This window comes from Actinophytocola algeriensis (assembly GCF_014203735.1).
Lineage (GTDB): Bacteria > Actinomycetota > Actinomycetes > Mycobacteriales > Pseudonocardiaceae > Actinophytocola > Actinophytocola algeriensis.
On sequence record NZ_JACHJQ010000001.1, the window covers coordinates 921,543 to 940,872 of the forward strand.

21 protein-coding genes are annotated in these 19,330 nt (G+C 70.0%); 3 read left to right on the forward strand and 18 right to left on the reverse strand.

The window, feature by feature from the left end; all coding sequences use genetic code 11:
* Positions 1 to 4: 4 nt before the first annotated feature.
* Positions 5 to 355: an MmcQ/YjbR family DNA-binding protein gene (locus FHR82_RS04365; RefSeq protein ID WP_184808889.1), complete on the forward strand. Its 351-nt coding sequence runs from the start codon at positions 5 to 7 to the stop codon at positions 353 to 355.
* Here the strand turns inward: FHR82_RS04365 and FHR82_RS04370 are convergent.
* Together FHR82_RS04370 and FHR82_RS04375 are read right to left on the reverse strand one after the other, a co-directional pair.
* The gene (locus FHR82_RS04370; RefSeq protein WP_184808890.1) at positions 329 to 760 is read right to left on the reverse strand and encodes an HD domain-containing protein; all 432 of its coding nucleotides are present in this window, start codon (positions 758 to 760) and stop codon (positions 329 to 331) included. The two genes, FHR82_RS04365 and FHR82_RS04370, sit on opposite strands and share 27 nt — an antisense overlap.
* Positions 757 to 1,719, reverse strand: coding sequence for a zinc-binding dehydrogenase (locus tag FHR82_RS04375; RefSeq protein ID WP_184808891.1), 963 nt, complete (start codon positions 1,717 to 1,719; stop codon positions 757 to 759). The genes FHR82_RS04370 and FHR82_RS04375 overlap by 4 nt, the downstream gene beginning before the upstream one ends.
* 68 nt (positions 1,720 to 1,787) lie before the next feature.
* On the opposite strand from FHR82_RS04375, the gene FHR82_RS04380 reads away from it, so the two are divergent.
* Both FHR82_RS04380 and FHR82_RS04385 read left to right on the forward strand, forming a co-directional pair.
* A complete protein-coding gene (locus FHR82_RS04380; protein ID WP_184808892.1) occupies positions 1,788 to 2,039 on the forward strand; it encodes a hypothetical protein in 252 nt (83 codons plus the stop codon).
* An 18-nt stretch (positions 2,040 to 2,057) separates the two neighbouring features.
* Positions 2,058 to 2,522: a guanyl-specific ribonuclease gene (locus tag FHR82_RS04385; protein WP_184808893.1), complete on the forward strand. Its 465-nt coding sequence runs from the start codon at positions 2,058 to 2,060 to the stop codon at positions 2,520 to 2,522.
* Here FHR82_RS04385 and FHR82_RS04390 read toward each other — a convergent pair.
* The 16 genes from FHR82_RS04390 to FHR82_RS04465 all read right to left on the reverse strand — a co-directional run bounded on the left by FHR82_RS04390 (position 2,512) and on the right by FHR82_RS04465 (position 19,266).
* Positions 2,512 to 3,285, reverse strand: a complete 774-nt coding sequence (locus tag FHR82_RS04390) for an enoyl-CoA hydratase-related protein (protein ID WP_184808894.1) — start codon at positions 3,283 to 3,285, stop codon at positions 2,512 to 2,514. The two genes, FHR82_RS04385 and FHR82_RS04390, sit on opposite strands and share 11 nt — an antisense overlap.
* Positions 3,286 to 3,428: 143 nt before the next feature.
* Complete coding sequence (locus FHR82_RS04395) at positions 3,429 to 6,653, reverse strand: ATP-binding protein (protein WP_184808895.1); 3,225 nt, start codon at positions 6,651 to 6,653, stop codon at positions 3,429 to 3,431.
* Entirely contained in the window at positions 6,650 to 7,273 is a 624-nt protein-coding gene (locus FHR82_RS04400; protein ID WP_184808896.1) for a hypothetical protein, read from the reverse strand. The genes FHR82_RS04395 and FHR82_RS04400 overlap by 4 nt, the downstream gene beginning before the upstream one ends.
* A 7-nt stretch (positions 7,274 to 7,280) precedes the next feature.
* A complete protein-coding gene (locus FHR82_RS04405; RefSeq protein ID WP_184808897.1) occupies positions 7,281 to 8,912 on the reverse strand; it encodes a CATRA system-associated protein in 1,632 nt (543 codons plus the stop codon).
* A 1-nt stretch (position 8,913) separates the two neighbouring features.
* Positions 8,914 to 9,462, reverse strand: coding sequence for a TIR domain-containing protein (locus tag FHR82_RS04410; RefSeq protein WP_221463281.1), 549 nt, complete (start codon positions 9,460 to 9,462; stop codon positions 8,914 to 8,916).
* A 115-nt stretch (positions 9,463 to 9,577) separates the two neighbouring features.
* Entirely contained in the window at positions 9,578 to 10,105 is a 528-nt protein-coding gene (locus FHR82_RS04415; protein ID WP_184808899.1) for a hypothetical protein, read from the reverse strand.
* A 70-nt stretch (positions 10,106 to 10,175) separates the two neighbouring features.
* Complete coding sequence (locus FHR82_RS04420) at positions 10,176 to 10,799, reverse strand: cyclase (RefSeq protein ID WP_221463282.1); 624 nt, start codon at positions 10,797 to 10,799, stop codon at positions 10,176 to 10,178.
* A 184-nt stretch (positions 10,800 to 10,983) separates the two neighbouring features.
* Positions 10,984 to 11,715, reverse strand: a complete 732-nt coding sequence (locus FHR82_RS04425; RefSeq protein ID WP_184808901.1) for a sirohydrochlorin chelatase — start codon at positions 11,713 to 11,715, stop codon at positions 10,984 to 10,986.
* Positions 11,712 to 12,611 carry an ABC transporter permease gene (locus tag FHR82_RS04430; protein ID WP_184808902.1) on the reverse strand — a complete coding sequence of 300 codons (900 nt, stop codon included), beginning with the start codon at positions 12,609 to 12,611 and terminating at the stop codon, positions 11,712 to 11,714. Before FHR82_RS04430 ends, FHR82_RS04425 begins: the two co-directional genes overlap by 4 nt.
* Positions 12,604 to 13,377, reverse strand: coding sequence for an ABC transporter ATP-binding protein (locus FHR82_RS04435; RefSeq protein WP_184808903.1), 774 nt, complete (start codon positions 13,375 to 13,377; stop codon positions 12,604 to 12,606). Before FHR82_RS04435 ends, FHR82_RS04430 begins: the two co-directional genes overlap by 8 nt.
* 15 nt (positions 13,378 to 13,392) lie before the next feature.
* Positions 13,393 to 14,457: an ABC transporter substrate-binding protein gene (locus FHR82_RS04440; protein WP_311770866.1), complete on the reverse strand. Its 1,065-nt coding sequence runs from the start codon at positions 14,455 to 14,457 to the stop codon at positions 13,393 to 13,395.
* A gap of 14 nt (positions 14,458 to 14,471) precedes the next feature.
* The gene (locus FHR82_RS04445; RefSeq protein ID WP_184808904.1) at positions 14,472 to 15,749 is read right to left on the reverse strand and encodes a sulfate adenylyltransferase subunit 1; all 1,278 of its coding nucleotides are present in this window, start codon (positions 15,747 to 15,749) and stop codon (positions 14,472 to 14,474) included.
* Entirely contained in the window at positions 15,749 to 16,693 is a 945-nt protein-coding gene (gene cysD / locus FHR82_RS04450; protein ID WP_225943951.1) for a sulfate adenylyltransferase subunit CysD, read from the reverse strand. Before cysD ends, FHR82_RS04445 begins: the two co-directional genes overlap by 1 nt.
* A complete protein-coding gene (locus tag FHR82_RS04455) occupies positions 16,690 to 17,382 on the reverse strand; it encodes a phosphoadenylyl-sulfate reductase (protein WP_184808905.1) in 693 nt (230 codons plus the stop codon). Before FHR82_RS04455 ends, cysD begins: the two co-directional genes overlap by 4 nt.
* Positions 17,379 to 17,555 (reverse strand): Insertion element protein, encoded by a 177-nt coding sequence (locus FHR82_RS04460; RefSeq protein ID WP_184808906.1) that lies wholly within the window; start codon positions 17,553 to 17,555, stop codon positions 17,379 to 17,381. Before FHR82_RS04460 ends, FHR82_RS04455 begins: the two co-directional genes overlap by 4 nt.
* Before the next feature lie 37 nt (positions 17,556 to 17,592).
* Entirely contained in the window at positions 17,593 to 19,266 is a 1,674-nt protein-coding gene (locus FHR82_RS04465; RefSeq protein WP_184808907.1) for a nitrite/sulfite reductase, read from the reverse strand.
* Between the last annotated feature and the right edge of the window lie 64 nt (positions 19,267 to 19,330).

The following is a 19,330-nucleotide window of genomic DNA, read 5'->3' on the forward strand; positions in this document are numbered from 1 at the left end:
GGGTATGGGTGACGAGATCGAGCGGATGCGGGCCTTGTGCATGGCGTTGCCGGAGGCGAGCGAGAAGGTCAGCCACGGCGAGCCGGCCTGGTTCGTGCGCAGGCGGATGTTCGTGATGTTCGCCGACAGGCACCACGACGACCGGGTCGGGTTCTGGTGTGCGGCGCCGCCCGGGGTGCAGGAGGCGCTGGTCGACGGCGAGCGGTACTTCCGGCCGCCGTACGTGGGGCACCGCGGGTGGCTGGGCGTGTACCTCGACGTGCCGGTCGACTGGGAGGAAACAGCCGAGGTCGTCGAGGACGCCTACCGCACCATCGCGCCGAAGTCGCTAAGCGCCCAGCTGCCGCAGCGCTGACGTGTACTTGGCGAGCAGCCGCTCCTGCGTCGCCTCGTCCAGGCGGGACAGGCGGTCCGGGGACATGTTGTCCGCGATGTCCGCCCGCTTCACCGCCAGCGCGATCGGGTTCGCCGTCACGCGTGCGAGGTAGGCCTCCTGGTCCTCGCCCGGCCGCTTGCTGATCGCCGCGAGCGCGTCCAGCACGGGTGGGGGGCAACCCTGTTCGGCCAGGTCCTCCAGCGTCACCGACGTGTCCTCGACCACGTCGTGCAGCACCGCTGCCATCCGCTCGTGCTCGTCACGCAGCGCGCCCATCACCCGCAACGGGTGACTGATGTAGGGCCGGCCCGCCTTGTCGAGCTGGCCCTCGTGCGCGCGGCGTGCGACCTGGATGGCGTTGTCGAGGGTGAACGTGCGCTTCATCGGGTGAATACGATCTTTCCTGCGGTTTCTCCGGCCAGCATCTGCTCGAATCCGTCCTTCGCCTCGGTCATGGGCAACTCGGCGCCGATCGCCGGACGTAGACCCTTCAGGTCGCAGAATGCCAGCAGGTCGGCCAGTTCTTCCTTGTTACCCATGGTCGAGCCAACCACGCGGATCTGCATGAAGAACAGCCGCTGAAGGTCGGCACTCGGGTCCGGCCCGCTGGTGGAGCCCGATACGACGACCGCGCCGCCGGGCTTCACCGACTTCATGGTGTGCGCCCAGGTGGCCTTGCCCACGGTCTCGAACACGGCGTCGACCCGCTCCGGCAGCCGGGCGCCGGTCTCGAAGGCCGCGTCGGCGCCCAGCGACATGGCGAGCGCGCGCTTCTCCTCGGTCCGCCCGGTCACCCACACCCGCATGCCAGCCGCCTTGCCCAGCGTGACCAGCGCGGTCGACACGCCACCGGACGCGCCCTGCACGAGCATGGTCTGACCTGGCCGGATACCGGACCGGGTGAAGAGCATGCGGTACGCGGTCAGCCACGCCGTGCCCATGCACGCGGCCTCGCCGAACGACAGCGACGCCGGCTTGGGCAGCACGTTGCGCGCGGGCACCACGACCTTGTCCGCGAACGTGCCCTGGTACCGCTCGGTGAGAAGGCTGCGCTTCGGGTCGAACGTCTCGTCACCGAAGGAGGTGTCGCCGATCACACTGTGGATGACGACCTCCGTCCCGTCCTCGAGGACACCCGCGCCGTCGCAGCCGAGGATCATCGGGAACTGGTCGGGCTTGATGCCCACACCCCGCAACGTCCACAGGTCGTGCATGTTCAGGCTGCCCGCGCGCACGTCGACGGTCACCCAGCCGTCGGGCACCTCGGGGTCGGGCCGCTCGCCGACCCGCAACGAGTCGAGCGGGCTCTCCGGATTCGGCTCTGCTGCGTAAACGGCGAACATGCCCACCAACGTAACCGGTGCGGCCATCCGGCGGACTAGTGAAGTGGTACAGGTCTACTCTCGTAGTCATGGTGGCGGAGTGGTGGAACGGTGTAGAGCTGTGGGTGTCCGGCCTCGCGTTCCCGCTCCAGTTCGCTCTCGTGATGGTGCTGCTCGGGCCGTTCTGCGTGGTCGTGGCCTGGGCGATCGACCGCGCCGTCGACCACGCGTCCACCTGGTTCGGGCCCGCGCCGGGTGACGAGGAGCCGATCGGCACCGAGCACGCCGAGGACGCCGACGGCGAGCGCAGTGCGGATCTGGTCGACTCCGCCTCGCGGTGACTCCATAGGGTGAGGCCCGTGGGGTCATCAAGACGCATCACGCTCGCCCTGGTCGGGCTCGTCGTACTCGTGCTCGCGGGCTGGTTCACGCAGTCCCAGCTGACCGGCGACGCGCCGCCGCCGTCCGGGTCGTCATCGTCCGGGTCGTCGCCCGGGTCGTCGTCGGAGACGGCGGACTCCGGGCAGCCGTCCTCCGGCATGCCGGAACGCGCGCTGTCCGACCTGCCCGCCGAGGCCGCCGACACGTGGCAGCTGATCGAGCAGGGCGGCCCGTTCCCGTACCCCCGGGACGACGGCAAGGTGTTCGGCAACCGCGAGGGCCTGCTACCCGACCAGGACCGCGGCTACTACCACGAGTACACGGTCGAGACCCCCGGCAGCGACGACCGCGGCGCCCGCAGGCTGGTCACCGGTGAAGCGGACGAGGTCTACTACACCGGCGACCACTACGAGTCGTTCGTGCAGGTGGACGTCACCCGTTAGGGACCCACCGGGCGGGCCGCTTCTCGGCGAACGCCCGGATGCCCTCCTGGCCTTCCTCGCCCGCGAAGAACCCGGCGGACAGTCGCAGCATCGCGGCGAAGTCGTCGGCGAGCTCCGCGGCACGCGCCCGGCGCAGCATCTCCTTGGTGGCGGCGAGCGCCGTGGGCCCACCGAGCGCCAGCATGCCGGTGTACCGGTCGACCTCGGCGTCGAGCGCGTCGGCGGCGACGGCCGAGTTGAGCAGCCCGATCTCGACGGCACGGGCCGCGTCGAACTTCTCCCCGGTGAGGAACAGCTCGTGCGCGGCCCGGGGCAGCAGCCGGGGCAGCACGGTCACGGAGATGACGGCGGGCACCAGCCCCAGCCGGACCTCGGTGAACGCGAAGGTGGCATCGCTGACCGCCACCGCGATGTCCGCCGCGGCGACGATCCCCACACCCCCGGCACGAGCAGGCCCGGCCAACTTCGCCACGACGGGCTTCGCACTGGTCCAGATCTGGGTGAGGATCTCGGGGAACTCGTTCACACCCGCCGTGCTCGAGCCGGGGTCCCCGGCTTCCTTGAGGTCCATCCCGGCACAGAACACCGGCCCGGTGTGATCGAGCAGGATCACCCGGACGGTGTCGTCCCCACCCGCGGTGGCCAGGTGATCCCGCAACTCCCGCCGCAACTGCGCGGACAAGGCGTTCCGGTTGTGCGGCGAGTCCAGGGTGATCCTGGCGACGCCCTTGTCGACCGTGTAGTGCACCAGCTCGTCAGCCATGGTCGAGAGCGTAGCCAGCCCGCGTCCTTGGATCTGTGTGGGCAGGTCTTGGCCTGATCAGCAGTTACCTCAGGGGAACGTGACGGCAGTCAGCCACCAACCGCCTGCGGTCCGCCGGTGTCGCTGGGTCGGGACCAGCACTTTCAAGTCCGGGGAGGCGGGCTGGCGCGGTCAAGCACCTCCTCGATCCGCAACGGACTGGCCGGGTGATGGGTGAGACACAGCGGCGACTGCATGCGCCGGAACGCGAACGTGTCACCGGTGACGTAGAACTGGCCCCGGCCCAGCCCGGAGATGTCGCTGAGCGTGCTGCCCTTGGGGCCCGCCACCTCCTTCGCCGCGGCGATCTGCGCCGGGCTGTTCAGGCGGCCGAAGAACTGGGTGGTCGCGTTGCCGGTGATCTGGTTGTGCAGGCCCTTCGGCGCCTGGGTGGCGAACAGGAGCCCGAGCCCGTACTTGCGGGCCTGCGAGGCGAGGACGATGGTGCTGTGCGTGCTGGCGGTGACCCCGCTCGACGGGGCCAGCGTCTGCGCCTCGTCCATCACGAGCAGCCCGCCGAGCGGGCGGTCACCCGCCGGGTTCCGCTTGATCCACGCGAAGATCTCCATCTGCAGCTGGTTGACGAACGCCTGCTTCTGCTCGTCGGCGGGCAGCCCGATGAAGCTGATCACCGACACGCGGGCGCGTTTGCCGGGAGCGGGCGTGAACAGCACGGCCGGGTCCGCCGGTTCGCCCGCGCCCGCGAAGAGCGGGTCGTTGACCATCGCCGCCTTGAGGTTCTCGGCGAGGTCGGCGGCGATCGCGTGCCCGCTGCCCAGGCGGCTCACCCCGTCCGGGAGATCGGTGAGCAGGTCGATGAAGCCGAGCATGCCGCGGGAGCCCTTGCGCGCGTAGTGGGTGAGCGCCTCGCGGAGCACCGCCTTGCCTCGGACGGCCTTGTTGGCGGCACCGGTGACCTTCGCGTGTGACGCCAGCGCGGCGACGGCCACCTCCACGGCGGCGGTGAACTCGTCCTCGTCGTCCAGCACGCCCGCGAAGTCGGGCAGCGGGTGGAAGCTGAGCGGCCGTCCGCTCGCCCGGCCGGGTGTCCAGACGACGACGTCGGTGTTGTCGAGGTAGTCGCCCGCCGCCTCGGCGTCGCCGGGTGCCCAGTCGGTGGGCGGCGACGGCCACGCGTCCCCGAGCCGGGCGAGGTCGTTGTTGGGATCGAGCACGATCGCGGAGACTCCGCGCCGCGCGCACTCCTCGACGATGCGCCGGATCAGCACGGTCTTGCCGGACCCCGACCCGGCGAACACGACGGCGTGTTTGCGCAACGACTCGAGCTCGATCGCGACGGGCTGGTCCACGCCGAGCGTGATCGCGGTGGGGGAGGGCGCCTGGTGTGCGGGTGTGGCGATCGGCTGGGTGCCGGTATGGGGTGGGGCGGGTGTCGCGAGTGCCTGGCGTGCGGCGCCGGGCGGCGATGCGGCGTGGTGGCCGTCGGTGGGTGGTCCGCTGGTGTCCGTGCCGCGGGTGTCGGGGTCGGCGGCGGGCCACGGTGAGCTGCGCGGTGGTGGTGTCGTCGGGAGGAGTTCGGACAGCAGGGCCGAGTTGCTCGCCGGTTTGCGGGCCACCAGCCACTCGCGCAGGTCATAGCTCCGGTTGGTGAGCATCTCGGTCAGCGCGCCGAAGGTGCGGAGGTCTTCGGGGCTGATGTCGACGTCCTTGCCGCCCTTCGCGTGGAACTCGGCCAGTTCCTGTGTCGTCTTCAGGCCCTTCGACCACGGGCTGTTGCGGATCAGGACCAGGTGCCGGTTGTTCGCGCTGCCCCGCACACCCGCCGCCGACCGGGCGTTGCGGATCCGGTGCAGCGCCGACAGGTGGTGTTTCGCGGCGATGGCGCGGAAGGTCCAGTGCTCCTCGATGTCGTACTCCTCGTCGAGGGTGCGGCGGATCGCCGCGTGCACCACCGGCTTCCCCTCCGGTGGCGGCTCGGCCTTCCACACCATGTCGTCGTTGCCGACCTCGGTGATCCACGACCGCAGCGCCGCAGACAGGTACGCGGGCATGAGCCGGTCCTCGCTGCGCTCGTCGAGCGGCCGCGAGACGTCGACCCCGGCGCGCAGCTCGGCGAACTGCTCGTCCAGCTCGCCGAAGTACGCGGGCTCCGGGCCGCGCGGCTGCTCGACCTCCACGACCGGGACCTGCGCGTCGAACGACGTCAGCTCGTGGATCTCACCGCGCAGGCACGCCTCCACGTGTGCGTCGATCCGCTTGAGCAGCTCCCGCGCCCGGTAGGTGTCCCACGCGGCCCCGAACGCGTCCGGGGAGACCGGCCACGTCGGGTGCGGGGGCGTGAACCCGATGTTGGCGTACGGCACACCCAGCCACTTCCGCACGAACTCGCGGCCGTGTTCCGGGTCGATGATCCGGTCGAGCGGCTTGCTGGGGCGGAACCGGTCCGGCACCGAGTCGACGGCCTTGTCGCTCAGCAGGTGCCAGGAGTTCGGCAGGCAGGCCACGAGCGAGAGCGTGCGGCGGGTGCGTTCGCGCAGCTGCATCAGCCCGTCCGCGATCATCGACAGCTCGCTCGCGAGCTTCGGGTCGTCCTCGGTCTGGAGCGGCGTCGCGGTCGACCGGGCCACGAGCGTGTCGAGCTGGTCGACGGCGATGACGCTCGCGCCGGTGAGTGCCAGCAGCTGGAAGATCTCCTGTGCGATCTCGTGCAGGGGCTTCTGAGTCGGGCGGATGCCCCACTTGTCCCGCGCCTCCCGCTCCGGCTCGTCGAACCCGTCGAAGAAGTCCTCGCCGATGTCGGACTTCTTCAGGTCCGACGACGCGAACAGCACCAGCGCCCGCGCGGTGTCCGCGCACTTCTTGCCCACCCCGCGGTCGAGGCGGAACAGGTCGGCGATGAACGCGTCGAGGTCGTCGACGGAAACGCTCGCGTCGCCGACGATCGCCTTCGTGACCGAGTCCGGTGTGCCGGTTCGCATGCAGAGCCTGCGCAGGAACCGCGTCAGCTGGCGTTCCCCGTCGTCGTCGGTCTTCAGCAGCCCGGCCAGGACGTGCTGCACGACGTCGGACCAGAAGACGTCGCCGGTGCTGAGCGCCACCAGGAAGAAGTAGCCGTCCTGGCTCTGCACTTCGCGGCGGACCCAGCCGAGCAAGTGGGTCTTGCCGACGCCTTTCTGGCCCTGCAGCACGATCCCGATCGGGCTCGGTCCGTTGCTGTCCACGGCGGCCTTGATGCCGGCGCGGACAGCTCGTTCGGCGTCCTGGTGGAGGCCGTCGACGTGGTAGGGGGAGGTGGTCCAGACGTCGTCAGGGGTCTCCGCCCAGTTGAACCGGAGCGCGGCGAGCGCTTCTCTCGCGTCCTGCATCATGATTCCTCGATCGAGATCAGGTGGTTCTCGTCACCACCGATCAACACCGCCGCGGCCCGGTCGTCGGCCTGCACGGCCTTGCGGTCGGGGTTGGGGGCGAGCGTCACCTCCTGCTTGCGGCCCAGCGTTTTCAGGACTCCGTCGACATCCTCCTTCGACGCGCCGTTCAGCAGCGGGCGCAGTTTGGCGAGGTGCACCCAGTCGCCCGGCTTCGACGCGATTTTGCGGTAGGCGTGCCGGATCTGGGTCTCGAGGTCGGCGCCGCCGTCGACGTCGGGCTGGAACACGTCCGCCAGCTCGCGGCGCTCCCGGTCGAGGTACCGGTCGATACCGTTGAGCACCGCGAAGAACGCGTAGCCGTAGTAGCCGGGACGGGTCGGCCGTTGTGCCTTCAGCTCGTAGCGGCAGCGGACCCAGCCATCGTCGGTGAGGTCGTGGACGTACGGCTTGTTGCCCGTGCGGGTGCTGTGGACGAGGCCGAGCTCGTTGAGCCGCCTGCGGACGTCACCGGTGATGCGGATGCCGGTGACCTCCTCCAGCTCGGTGTTGTCGATCTCCCGCGCCACCGCCATGAGGGTGAACAGCGCCGAGACGCCCTGACTGGTGAGCCGATCGTTCATCGAGTACTCATTTCCTTGTTCGCCAACCGAGTCTGCTGAGCACGACAGTGGACAGGTCCGAGACGTTGCCGGGGATCGCGACGTGGCCGTTGTCCTGCGCGGCCGGCGCGCGGTCGATGGTGATCTCCAGTTCGGTCACCAGCTCACGCATGCGTTCGGCGTCGCCGTCGCGGGCGGCGTTCTCCATGGCGCGCAGGATGCGTTCGACCGAGCGCCAGCCGGTGTAGGGCAGCAGCGTCGTCCTCGCCTGTTCGAGCGCTGCGGCGGCGTCGGCGTACACCTGGTTCGGGTCGGCCGGTGATACCGAGTCACCGCCCGCCAGCTCCGCGTGGAGCCGCGCCGCCACCTGGCCGGTGCTGTGGCCCCGGACCAGTTCCAGGTGCCGCAGGTTGCGCAGGAAACCGGGCAGCCGCACCGGGTTCGTCCCCTTCGTCAGCACGGGGAACAGGCGGCGGTCGGCCTCACCGGCGAGGGTTCTGCGCAGGAACCACTCGGCCTCCGCGGTCTGCCATCGGCTCACCTGGCGGTCGATGACGAGGCACAGGTGGCGGGCGGTGTCCTGGGTGCTGGCCAGGAAGTCGACGTCGCCGGACAGCGAACTCTCCGCCTTCACGCCCAGCACGCGCAGTTCGCGCACGAGTGCCGTCGCCTGGTCGTGGGTCGAACGCGGTGTGCTCACCAGGACGTCGACGGCGTAGTCGCGGGTCTGGCCCTGCGCGGCCGCCACGAACGCGTCCCGGTTGTCCGCCAGCAGGTCGCTGCGGTCCAGCCGGTGCGCCACCACCGCGGCGATCGTCTCCAGCGCGTACGCGATCTGGCTCGCCGACGGCACCCGCTCGGCGAGCACCGGGAGCTGCTCGCCGAAGCTCCAGTACGACACGTACGGCAGGGTCAGGTGGCGCAGTATCAGCGACGGCTGCACGTTCCGCACCAGCCAGTTGTGGAACAACGGCGTGGTCAGCTCGGTGCACTTCTTGTACCAGGAGTCCGCCCGCTCGTACTCGACGCGGTCGTCGAACCTGGACAGCACCGGCAGCGCGGTCAGCTGCGGGCGGTCGTACGGCATCCGGTCGCGGGCCTTGTCCGCGCGGCGCACCACGTTCACCGCGCCGCCCACGCTCTGGTCGTTCGCGGTGAACAGCACCACCAGGTGGTCGGGGAGGTGGGCGGTGCAGATGCTCGCGATGTCGGCGAAACCCGTGCGGCTGTCGATGAGCACGAAGTCGTACTCCTCGGTCCAGTCCGCGCGGCACAGCTCCAGCGCGTCGGCGAACCCCTGGCTGTACAGGGCGGCCCAGTCGATGCTCTGCACGCGTCGCGCGTAGTCCTCGTCCTGTTCGCCGCCCGCCGCGAGCAGGTGCACCACGCCCGGCTCGTCGAGCACCAGCTCCGTGATGTAGGCGGCCGACGGCTTCCGCGCGCCGGTCGCGAAGTCGTCGACGAGGTCGACGATCCCGGTGGTGGGCGGCGACGGCAGCAGCGGCCGGAAGTAGGCGGCCAGTCCCGGCGCCTCGAGGTCCCAGTCGACGGTGAGGACGCGGTAGCCCCAGCGGGCCAGCAGAACCGCGATGTTGCTCAGCGCGAAGCTGCGCCCGACGCCGCCCTTGAAGGAGTAGAAGGTGACGACCGTGCCCGCCATGTCAGAACCTCGGCAGCGGCGTCATGCCCGGCATCGGCGGGTCCGGCCGCTGGATCGGCCAGTCCGGCTTCCACGGCGGCACCCTGCCGAGCCGTTGCGAAAGATCTATCGCGACTTTCTCGATCTCCTCGACGAAATCGATCCAGCGCACGGTCTGCTGAAATACAAGATCCGGTTTGTTCCACTTCTTGAGGTCCCGCCACGACCGTTCCCGCGCGAAACTCGGGAAGTTGTCGGAGTCGGAGAACAACACCGGGTAGATCAAACCCTGCTGCCCGACCACCCGCTCGCGTTCGGCCATGCTGTGCCACTCGGCGAGGCACCAGCGCGAACGGAAGTACTGCGGTGAGCACACCGGAACGAGGATCCTCGTGCGGCGCAACGCATCCTCGAGGTGGTCGGGCCAGACGCTGCCGACCTCCATGCCCTCGTCGATGAACATCCTCGGCTCGTCGGCGAGGTGATCGGCGAGGCAGTCCCGCAGGCGGGGGAAGAAGTGGTGCTTCACCCATTTGTAGGGGTTGCCCTCGCGGCGATAACTGATGAACACATCAAATGCGTAGTCGGACACCTCGTGCCGCCGCCCCTTCGACCCGAACGTTGATGCGGTCCGAGCATAGGCGACCAATGTCCGAAAATTGTTGACAAATAAAGGACAACGTGGCCTAACGGTCCGGTGTGTACCTGATCGGGACGTAGGCGTACTCGCCCTGGGCGTGCCACGTGTACTCCTGGTGCTTGACCGGGGTCGCGCCGAAGTCGTAGGCGACGTACGTGGTGCGGGACGCGTTGGTCCAGTGGTCGAACAGGCGGACGTGCTTGCCCCACGCGAGCAACGCGTCGCCGGTGCGGAGCTCGTCCTTGGCGATCATCCGGGACACGTCTGTCAGGTCGTGGTCGAGGCCGTGGCGGGGCGTGGCGTAGCTGACCGGCAGGCCCCACACCATCGACACGAAACCGGAGCAGTCGGTGCGGTAGTACGGCTCGTGGCAGCCGCCCAGTACGCCGTTCCAGTCGGTTCGCGCGTAGCCCGTCTCGGCGCGGTAGCACGTGTCCTGGTCGTACAGTGGCTGCGCCTGGAACCACTCCTCGGCCCTGGCCATCATCGGGGCGGTCGCTGCCGTGTACGGGATCGCGTCCGCGCCGACCGGCAGTGCGACGGCCACCGCGATCGCCCATCTGAGCCACTTCACCCGGGAATTCTACGTAATGGGGACGGTCCCCCTGCACCGTTGCAGGGGGACCGTCGTCATCCGCGCCCGGTCAGGCGATGGTGGTGGAGGTGAGCACCGGGTTCGGATTGGGGAAGCACGACGTCGGGGCGGAGATGTCACCGATGAACGTGCCGACGACCGCGGTGAACGTCAGGCCCGGGTCGTCGTAACTGGTGCCGTACAGGCTGGCATCGATGGCACCTGAAGCCCCCGCCGTCAGGTGCGCCGTGATCGTCGGCAGTTCGAAGGTGGCGCCGCCTGCTATCGGGCCCGCGAAGGACACCGTGACGACACCGCCCGACTCGGTCCAGGTCGGGTCGCTGCCCAGGCCGGAGCCGCCGGTCAGGTCCACGCCGGTGAGCGTGGCGTTCGCCGGGACGGGGACTTTCAGGGTGAACGTGTTGACGTTCTTGACCGTGTAACCGGCCGCTTCGGACGGGACCTGGTTCGGGGCCGGGTCGACCACGATGTCCAGGGCGCCACCGGGAGCGACCGTCGCCGGCGCCGTGGCGTCGACGGTTTGGTTCAGTGCCAGGTTCTCGGTGCCGAGCGGGGTGTCGGCCTGGCAGTCGTAGACGATGTCCGTCGCCGCGGACGCGGTTGGTGCGAGCACCACGGAGGCGGTGACGGCGACAACGACCGCCGCACCGGTTTTGAGCAGGGTGAACCTCATTGTCCTCACCTTGGAAACGTTGCAGGGTATAGGTTTCCGGTACCGGTGATGCCCAGGCCCTTCCTTGTCTACTGCTGAGTAGCGATCACGTCAAGCCTTCCCGGTTACCGATAGTGCTCGCACGACTGCGAAACACGCGCCACCCAATGGGCGAACCGGCGCGACTGAGAGGAGTAACCCCAGGTCAGGCGGCTGCGACAGCGGCGGTCGCCAGATAGCGGTCCACGATCAGCGACGCGAGCTTCGGTGCGTCACCCATCGGGTCCGCCACCACCGCGTCGCCCGCGAGCGACGCGACCCGGTCCGGCAACCGGCCCGGCGCGAGGAACCACGACGCGACCGCGATCCGCCGCGCTCCCGCCGCCCGCAACGCCGCGATCGCGCCGGGCACGTCCGGGTCGGCGGTCGACGCGAACGCCGCCCGCACGCCCGCGACCGGGAACCGGCGCGCCCACGACGCGGCCACGGCGGCCACCGCCTCGTTCGCGGGTGCGTGCGACGACCCGGCACCGGCGAGCACGATCCCGAGCGACGGGTCGTCGAGCCGGGCGCCTGCCGCGACGAGACGCCGCAGCGCCACCGCCGACAGCCGGTCGTCCGGGCCGAGCACGTCCGACACCGACACGGACAGCCGGGGGAACCGGGCGTGCGCCTCCGCGACCAGTGCGGGCAGGTCGACCCGCGCGTGGAACGCCGAACCCAGCAACAGTGGCACGATCACCGCTTCCCGGTGCCCATCGGCCGCGAGCGCTGACAACACGTCCGGCAGCCGCGGCGCGGACAGGTCCAGGAACGCGGCACGGACGTCGAGACCCGGATCGGAGGCACGCACCACGTCCAGCAGCGCGGCGATGGACGCGGCGGAACGCGGGTCGCGGCTGCCGTGTGCGACGGCGACGAGTGGCGGCGCGGTCACAGCGACCCGTTCAGTCCGCGGGCACGCAGCACGGCCCGCTCCAGCGGCCGGAACACCAGCAGCTCGATCCCGATGCCCACGAAGAGGATGAGGATGATCGCGGCCATCACCATCGACATGTCCGACAGCGACATCCCGTTGTGCAGGAACTGCCCGAGGCCGACCCCGAGCTGCGGCGAGGTCGCGATCAGCTCGGCGGCCATCAGCGACCGCCACGAGAACGCCCAGCCCTGCTTCAGGCCGCCGAGGAAGCCCGGCAGCGCGGCGGGCAGCAGGATGTGCCGTGCGGACGCCAGCCTGCCCGCGCCGAGCACCTTGCCGACGCGGGGGAGGATCGGCGGGATCTGGTCCATGCCGGACACGAGCCCGTTCGCGATCGACGGGACCGCGCCCAGCAGCACCACGAAGTAGATCGACGCGTCGGTCAGGCCGAACCACAGCACCGCCGCGGGCACCCACGCCACCGACGGCAGGCTCTGCAGACCGGACACGATCGGCCCGATCCCGCGCCGCACCACCGAGAAGTTCGCGATCACCAGGCCGAGCGGGATCGCCACCACCACCGCGACCAGGAAGCCGATCACCGCTCGGTGCACCGAGATCCACAGGAAGCCGACGATCTCGCCGCTCGTGACGCGGTCCCAGATCTGGGTCCACACGTCCGCAGGCGCGGGCAGCTGGTACTCGGGCCAGAACGCGGCCGCCCACAGTGCCTGCCAGATCGCGACGATCACGACCAGCGCGACGACCGGCGGCAGGACCTGGCCGAGGATCTTGCGCCCACACCCGCGGGTGTCCGCGGCCGTGGGGGTGTCGAGCGCGTCGAGGCCCGCCCCGACGGACGCGGTGTCGTCCTCGACGGTTCCGGTGTTGCTCTGGCCGGGACCGTCAGGCATGGCTGCTGATCACCTCGTGCAGGCGTGTGTTGATCGCGTCCACCACACCTGCCTGCGCGGCCGGGTCGATGTCGTCGACGTGCCACTCCTGCACGACCCGGCCGGGCCGCGACGACAGCAGCACCACGCGCTGACCGAGCCGCACGGCCTCGCGCACGTCGTGTGTCACGAACAGGACCGCGGTCTCGGTGGCGCGCCAGATCCGCAGCAGCTCCGACTGCAGCACGTCACGGGTGATCGCGTCGAGCGCGGAGAACGGCTCGTCCATGAGCAGCAGCGAGTTCCCGTCACCGTCCACAGCGGACGCCAGCGCACGCGCGAGTGCCACGCGCTGGCGCATGCCGCCGGACAGCTCGTGCGGCCGCTTGTCGCCGACCCCGGCGAGCCGCACCAGTTCGAGCAGCTCACTGGCGCGGGCCCGCCGGTCGGCACGCTTCACACCGGCCAGGCGCAGCGGCAGCTCCACGTTGCGGGACGCCGTCAGCCACGGCATCAGCGCGGCCTCCTGGAACATGACCGCGGGCCGCGACGTGTTCAGTTCGATCTCGCCCGCCGACGGCGCGTCCAGCCCGGCGACCAGGTTCAGCACGGTCGTCTTGCCGCACCCGGACGCGCCGAGCAGGCACACGAACTCGCCAGGCGCGACCTCGAGGTCCACCCCGTCGAGCGCGGTGACGGCGCGCCTGCCCTCGCCGAACGTCTTGCCCACGCCGGAAAGTCGCACGGCGTGGCCGGTCTGAACACCCATCTCGAGCGTCGCGGTCATGATGGTGCGCCTCCCCTATTTCTTGTCCAGGCCACCCGCGTCGACCGCGGGCTTCCCGGCTTCCTCGAGCACGGCGTTCAGTTCGGTCAGGTCCGCGAAACCGGCCACCTCGGGCGCGGTCTCCGCGATGCCCGCGGTCACCTGGTCCTGCGCGAGCTGCTTGAACTCACCGGCGATCGGGTCGAACGTGAGCGAGATGTTGGACCAGGCCCGCTCGATCACCTCGGGCTTGAGCGCCTTGCCGGTCAGCGCTTCCAGCTGCGTGTTGACGGCGGCCTGTGCGTCGGCGGTGTTCTCGTTGGCGTAGTCGATCGACGCGACCAGGCCGCGCAGGAACGCGCGCACGGTCTCCGGGTGCTCGTTCAGGAACTGGGTCCGTACGATCACGACGGTGGTCGGGAACCGGCCGTCCGGCCACAGCTCCTCCTCGTCGAGCAGCACGGTCGCGCCCGCCTCCAGCACCAGCCGCGACGACCACGGCTCCGGCAGCCACGCCGCCTGCACGTTCCCGCCCCGGAAGGCGTCGAGCGTCTGCGCGTTCTCCATGTTCGTGACCTCCACCTTGCCGGTGAGGTCGTTGTCCGCCAGCCACTTCTTCAGCGCGACGTCCTGCGTGTTGCCGAGCTGCGGGGTCACCACGGTCTTGCCGGCCAGGTCCGCGGGCGTCCTGATGTCCGGCTTCACCACCAGCTGCGCGCCGCCGGAGGTGACGCCGGAGATCAGCCGCACGACCTCGCCCTTGGACTTCGCGTAGGCGTTGATCGCCGGGCCGGAGCCGATGAACCCGATGTCGAGCGAGCCGCCGAGCAGCGCCGACACCTCGGTCGGACCCGCGTTGAACTCCTGGCGGGTCAGCTCGGTGTCGCCCAGCTCCTCCTCGAACAGGCCCTTCTCCAGGCCGATCAGCGCGGGTGCGTGGGTGACGTTCGGGAAGTAGCCCAGACGCAGCTCGGCCGCCGGGCCCTTGTCCTGTGCGGCCGCGCCGGTGCTGTCGTCGCCTTCGTCCGCGCGCGAGCACGCGGTGGCCAGCAACGACAGTGCTGCGATCGTGGCGGTGAGGAGCCGAGTCCTGGTACGCACAGGTTCGGGCCTTTCTAGTTCCTGTCGAGTAAGGGGAGCGGGGCCCCGACCAACCCCGCGGCCAGTGTCGTGCCGTCGGCCGGGTCGATCACCAGGAAGGCGCCGGTCCGGCCCCGGCTCGAGTAGCCGTCGACCGGGAGCGGCTCCGCCGTGCGCAGCACCACCTGACCGATCTCGTTGAGGGTCAACGTCTCCGGGTACTCGTGGGTGGCGAGCTTCTGCTCGTCGAAGCGGGTGCGCAACTCGGTGACCACTGCCTGGACGGTCTTGGCGCCGGACTTGACAAGAACTTTCTGGTTCTGCCGCAACGGTTTGTCCGCCAGCCACGCGAGGGTCGCGGACAGCTCGTCGGTCAGCTCCGGTGCCTCGGCGGCGGCGGCGATCACGTCACCGCGGGAGATGTCGACGTCGTCGGCGAGCAGCAGCGTCACGGACCGGTCCGCTTCCGCCTCGGTGAGTTCGCCGTCGGGTGTGTCGATGCGCTCGACCGTGGTCCGCAGCCCGCCAGGGAGTACGACGACCTCGTCACCCGGCCGGACCGTGCCTGCCGCGACCTGGCCCGCGTAGCCGCGGTAGTCCGGGTGTTCCTCGGTGCGGGGCCGGATCACGTACTGCACGGGGAAGCGGAACGGCGCCTCGTGCGGGTCCTGCTCGACCGGCACGGTCTCCAGGTGGTCCAGCAGCGTCGGACCCGTGTACCACGGCGTGTGCGGCGAGTGCTCGACCACGTTGTCGCCGCGCAGGGCGGAAACCGGGATCGCGAGCACCGTGCCCATGGGGTAGCCCAAGGAGGTCGCGTGTGCCGTGAACTCCTTGGCGATCACCTCGAACGTGCCCTCGTCGTAGTCCACGAGGTCGATCTTGTTGACCGCCAGCACGAGCCGAGGCACCCCGAGCAGCGCGAGGACCGCGGCGTGGCGGCGGGTCTGCTCGATGACGCCTTTCCGCGCGTCCACCAGCAGGATCGCCAGCTCGGCGGTGGACGCGCCGGTGACCGTGTTGCGGGTGTACTGCACGTGGCCCGGGGTGTCGGCGAGCACGAACGTCCGCTTGTCGGTGGCGAAGTAGCGGTACGCCACGTCGATCGTGATGCCCTGCTCACGCTCGGAGCGCAGCCCGTCGACCAGCAGTGAGAGGTCCGGTGTGGACAGTCCCTTGTCGACGCTCGCGCGGTGCACGGCGTCGAGCTGGTCGGCCAGCACCGACTTCGTGTCGTACAGGAGGCGGCCGACGAGCGTGGACTTGCCGTCGTCCACGCTGCCCGCTGTCGCAAGCCTGAGGAGATCGGACATCAGAAGTAGCCCTCTCGCTTGCGGTCTTCCATGGCCGCCTCGGAGAGGCGGTCGTCGGCGCGGGTCGCGCCGCGCTCGGTGAGCCGGGACGCGCCGACCTCGGCGATGACCTCGTCGAGGGTGGTGGCGACGGACTCGACGGCGCCGGTGCAGGAGCCGTCGCCGACCGTGCGGTACCGGACCGTCTTGCGCACCTTGGTCTCGCCGTCCCGCGGGCCGCCCCACGGGCCCTCGGCGAGCCACATGCCGTCACGCAGGTAGACCTCGCGCTCGTGGGCGTAGTAGATCTCCGGCAGCTCGATGCCCTCCCGCTGGATGTAGCGCCACACGTCCAGCTCGGTCCAGTTCGACAGCGGGAACACCCGCACGTGCTCGCCGGGACGGTGCCGCCCGTTGTAGAGGTTCCACAGCTCGGGGCGCTGCCTGCGCGGCTCCCACTGGCCGAACGCGTTGCGGAGGCTGAAGATCCGCTCCTTCGCCCGTGCCCGCTCCTCGTCGCGGCGTCCGCCGCCGAACACCGCGTCGAACTTGTTCTCCGTGATGGAGTCCAGCAGCGGCACGGTCTGCAAGGGGTTGCGGGTGCCGTCCGGGCGCTCGGTGAGGCGGCCGTCGTCGATCCAGTCCTGCACCTTCGCGACGACCAGGCGCAGGCCGTACCGCTCGACGACGCGGTCGCGGAACTCGATGACCTCGTCGAAGTTGTGCCCGGTGTCCACGTGCAGCAGCGGGAACGGCACGGGTGCGGGCCAGAACGCCTTGACCGCGAGGTGCAGCAGCAGTGTGGAGTCCTTGCCGCCGGAGAACAGGATCACCGGCCGGTCGAACTCGCCCGCGACCTCGCGCATGATGTGGATGGCCTCGGACTCGAGGCGCCCCAGCGCATCCAGGGTGGGCCGGGCCGGTTCGATGGTGGCGGTCGACGCTTCGCTCGCACGCTCGCTCATCCGTGCAACCCGCATTCGGTCTTGGCAAGGCCGGCCCACCGGCCGCTGCGGGCGTCCTGCCCCGGCAACGGTTTCGCGGTGCACGGCGCGCAGCCGATGGACAGGTAACCCTCGGACACGAGGGGGTTCTCCAGGATGCCGTGCTCGGCGATGTAGCCGGTGAACTCGTCGTCGGTCCACGGCGCGATCGGGTTGATCTTCACCAGGCCGTTGCGGTCGTCCCACTGCACGATCGGCGTGTTCGCGCGGGTCGGCGCGTCGACGCGGCGCACCCCGGTCACCCACGCGTCGTAGCGGGAGAGGGTGTTCCGCAGCGGCACCACCTTGCGCAGGAAGCAGCACTGCGTCGGATTGGTCTTGTTCAGCAGCCCGAACTCGGCCTCCTGGTCGGCGACCGACTGCTCGGCCTCGGCGTTCACGATCCGCACCGACGGGTAGACCACCTCGACCGCGTCGCGGGTGCCGATGGTCTCGGCGAAGTGGTAGCCGGTCTCCAGGAACAGCACGTCGACATCCGGCTTCGCCTTGACCGCCAGGTCGATCAGCACCGCGTCCTGCATGTTGGAGGCGACGATGAAGTTGTCGCCGAACGTCGCCGCGGTCCACGCGAGGGCTTCCGCCGCGGTGGCGTCGGCCAGCTCCTCCTGCGCCCGTTCCGCGACCTTCCGCAAGTCGGTCGTGGTGGTCACTTGGTCACCTCTTCCCGCTGTGCGGTCGATCCAGTCAGGTTGAGCCCGACGAACTTCACGGTGAACACGCGCCTGCAGCCGGTGCACAGCCACGCCGCGTGCGGTTCCTCCTGCGGGCGAAGGTCCTCGTCGCCGCAGTAGGGGCAGTAGAAGGGGGTCGCCCTGTCACTCATCGCAGCCTCCGCGGGGAGGAAGTACGTCGGCCGGCGGTCACTTGAGGTCCGCCTCCTCGGCACGGGCGACCCACTGCGGGAAGCGCTCGTCCGGCTTGCGGTCGGCCACGTAGTTGCGCACCACGCGCTCCACGTACTCAGCCAGCTCGTCCGCGGTCACCTTGTGGCCACGCAGCTTCCGCCCGAAACCGGTGTCGAGGCCGAGCCCGCCGCCGAGGTGCACCTGGAAGCCCTCGACCTGGTTGCCATCGTCGTCGGTGACGATCTGGCCCTTCAGCCCGATGTCCGCGGTCTGGATGCGGGCGCAGGAGTTGGGGCAGCCGTTGATGTGCACGCTGATCGGCGTGGTCACGTCGCCGGTGATGTCCTTGAGCCGGTCCTCGAGCTGGCTCACCAGGTCCACCGCGCGGGCCTTGGTCTCGACGATCGCGAGCTTGCAGAACTCGAGGCCGGTGCACGCCATCACGCCGCGCCGCCACGGCGACGGGTCGGTCTGCAGCCCCAGCCCGGCGAGCGTGGTCTTCAGGCTGTCCACTTCGGACCTCGCGACGTCGAGCACGATCAGCTTCTGCAGCGGTGTGAACCGCACGCGGTGCGAGCCGGCCTTCTCCGCGGCGTCGGCCACCGCGATGAGCTTGGCGCCCGACACGCGGCCCGCGATGGGCGCGGCGCCGAGGTAGAAGTGGCCGTCCTTCTGGCGGTGCACGCCGATGTGGTCGCGCGGCTGGTCCGGCACCTCGGGCGGGGGCCCGTCGTACAGGGGCCGCTTCAGGTACTCGGTCTCCAGGACCTCGCGGAACCTGGCGGCGCCCCAGTCCTTCACGAGGAACTTGAGGCGCGCGCGGTTGCGCAGCCTGCGGTAGCCGTAGTCGCGGAAGATGCTGATCACGCCCGCCCACACGTCCGGCACCTCGTCGAGCGAGATCCACGCGCCGAGGCGCTGGCCGATCATCGGGTTCGTGGACAGGCCGCCGCCGACCCACACGTCGAAACCGGGGCCGTGCTCCGGGTGGTGCACACCGACGAACGCCACGTCGTGCACCTCGTGCGCCACGTCGGGCAGCCCGGAGATCGCGGTCTTGAACTTGCGCGGCAGGTTGGCGAACGCCTTGTCACCGACGTACCGGCGCTTGATCTCGTCGATCGCGGGGGTGCCGTCGATCACCTCGTCCTCGGCGATGCCCGCGACGGGCGAGCCGAGGATCACACGCGGGCTGTCGCCGCACGCCTCCATCGTCGTGAGGCCGACGTCCTCCAGCTTCTTCCAGATCGTCGGCATGTCCTCGACGCGGATCCAGTGGTACTGGATGTTCTGCCGGTCGGTGATGTCGGCGGTGTCGCGTGCGTAGTCGCGGGACACCTCGCCGATGACCCGCAGCTGCTCGGTCGTGACCGCACCACCGTCGATGCGGACGCGCAGCATGAAGAACTCGTCGTCCAGCTCCTCCGGCTCGAGCGTGGCCGTGCGGCCGCCGTCGATGCCGGGCTTGCGCTGGGTGTAGAGGCCGAACCAGCGGAACCGCCCGCGCAGGTCGCCAGGATCGATGCCGGCGAAACCCGTGTGGGCGTAGATGTTCTCGATGCGGGCGCGGACGTTGAGCGGGTTGTCGTCCTTCTTGCTGCGCTCGTTGGGGTTCAGCGGCTCGCGGTAACCGAGCGCCCACTGCCCCTCACCGCGCTTCTGGCGTTTCGTGGTGGGAGATGACGACACCCGTCCGACCTCCGAGGTCTGGGCGCTCGCGCACACCGGACGACGTTCGGGAGGTCGCCGGCGC

Coding starts and splice junctions, on each gene's coding strand:
- FHR82_RS04395 (WP_184808895.1), bottom strand. CDS start 6,653: ATGATGCAGGACGCGAGAGAAGCGCTCGCCGCGCTCCGGTTCAACTGG.
- FHR82_RS04400 (WP_184808896.1), bottom strand. CDS start 7,273: ATGAACGATCGGCTCACCAGTCAGGGCGTCTCGGCGCTGTTCACCCTC.
- FHR82_RS04430 (WP_184808902.1), bottom strand. CDS start 12,611: ATGCCTGACGGTCCCGGCCAGAGCAACACCGGAACCGTCGAGGACGAC.
- FHR82_RS04375 (WP_184808891.1), bottom strand. CDS start 1,719: ATGTTCGCCGTTTACGCAGCAGAGCCGAATCCGGAGAGCCCGCTCGAC.
- FHR82_RS04405 (WP_184808897.1), bottom strand. CDS start 8,912: ATGGCGGGCACGGTCGTCACCTTCTACTCCTTCAAGGGCGGCGTCGGG.
- FHR82_RS04380 (WP_184808892.1), top strand. CDS start 1,788: ATGGTGGCGGAGTGGTGGAACGGTGTAGAGCTGTGGGTGTCCGGCCTC.
- cysD (WP_225943951.1), bottom strand. CDS start 16,693: ATGAGCGAGCGTGCGAGCGAAGCGTCGACCGCCACCATCGAACCGGCC.
- FHR82_RS04390 (WP_184808894.1), bottom strand. CDS start 3,285: ATGGCTGACGAGCTGGTGCACTACACGGTCGACAAGGGCGTCGCCAGG.
- FHR82_RS04365 (WP_184808889.1), top strand. CDS start 5: ATGGGTGACGAGATCGAGCGGATGCGGGCCTTGTGCATGGCGTTGCCG.
- FHR82_RS04460 (WP_184808906.1), bottom strand. CDS start 17,555: ATGAGTGACAGGGCGACCCCCTTCTACTGCCCCTACTGCGGCGACGAG.
- FHR82_RS04420 (WP_221463282.1), bottom strand. CDS start 10,799: ATGAGGTTCACCCTGCTCAAAACCGGTGCGGCGGTCGTTGTCGCCGTC.
- FHR82_RS04435 (WP_184808903.1), bottom strand. CDS start 13,377: ATGACCGCGACGCTCGAGATGGGTGTTCAGACCGGCCACGCCGTGCGA.
- FHR82_RS04445 (WP_184808904.1), bottom strand. CDS start 15,749: ATGTCCGATCTCCTCAGGCTTGCGACAGCGGGCAGCGTGGACGACGGC.
- FHR82_RS04370 (WP_184808890.1), bottom strand. CDS start 760: ATGAAGCGCACGTTCACCCTCGACAACGCCATCCAGGTCGCACGCCGC.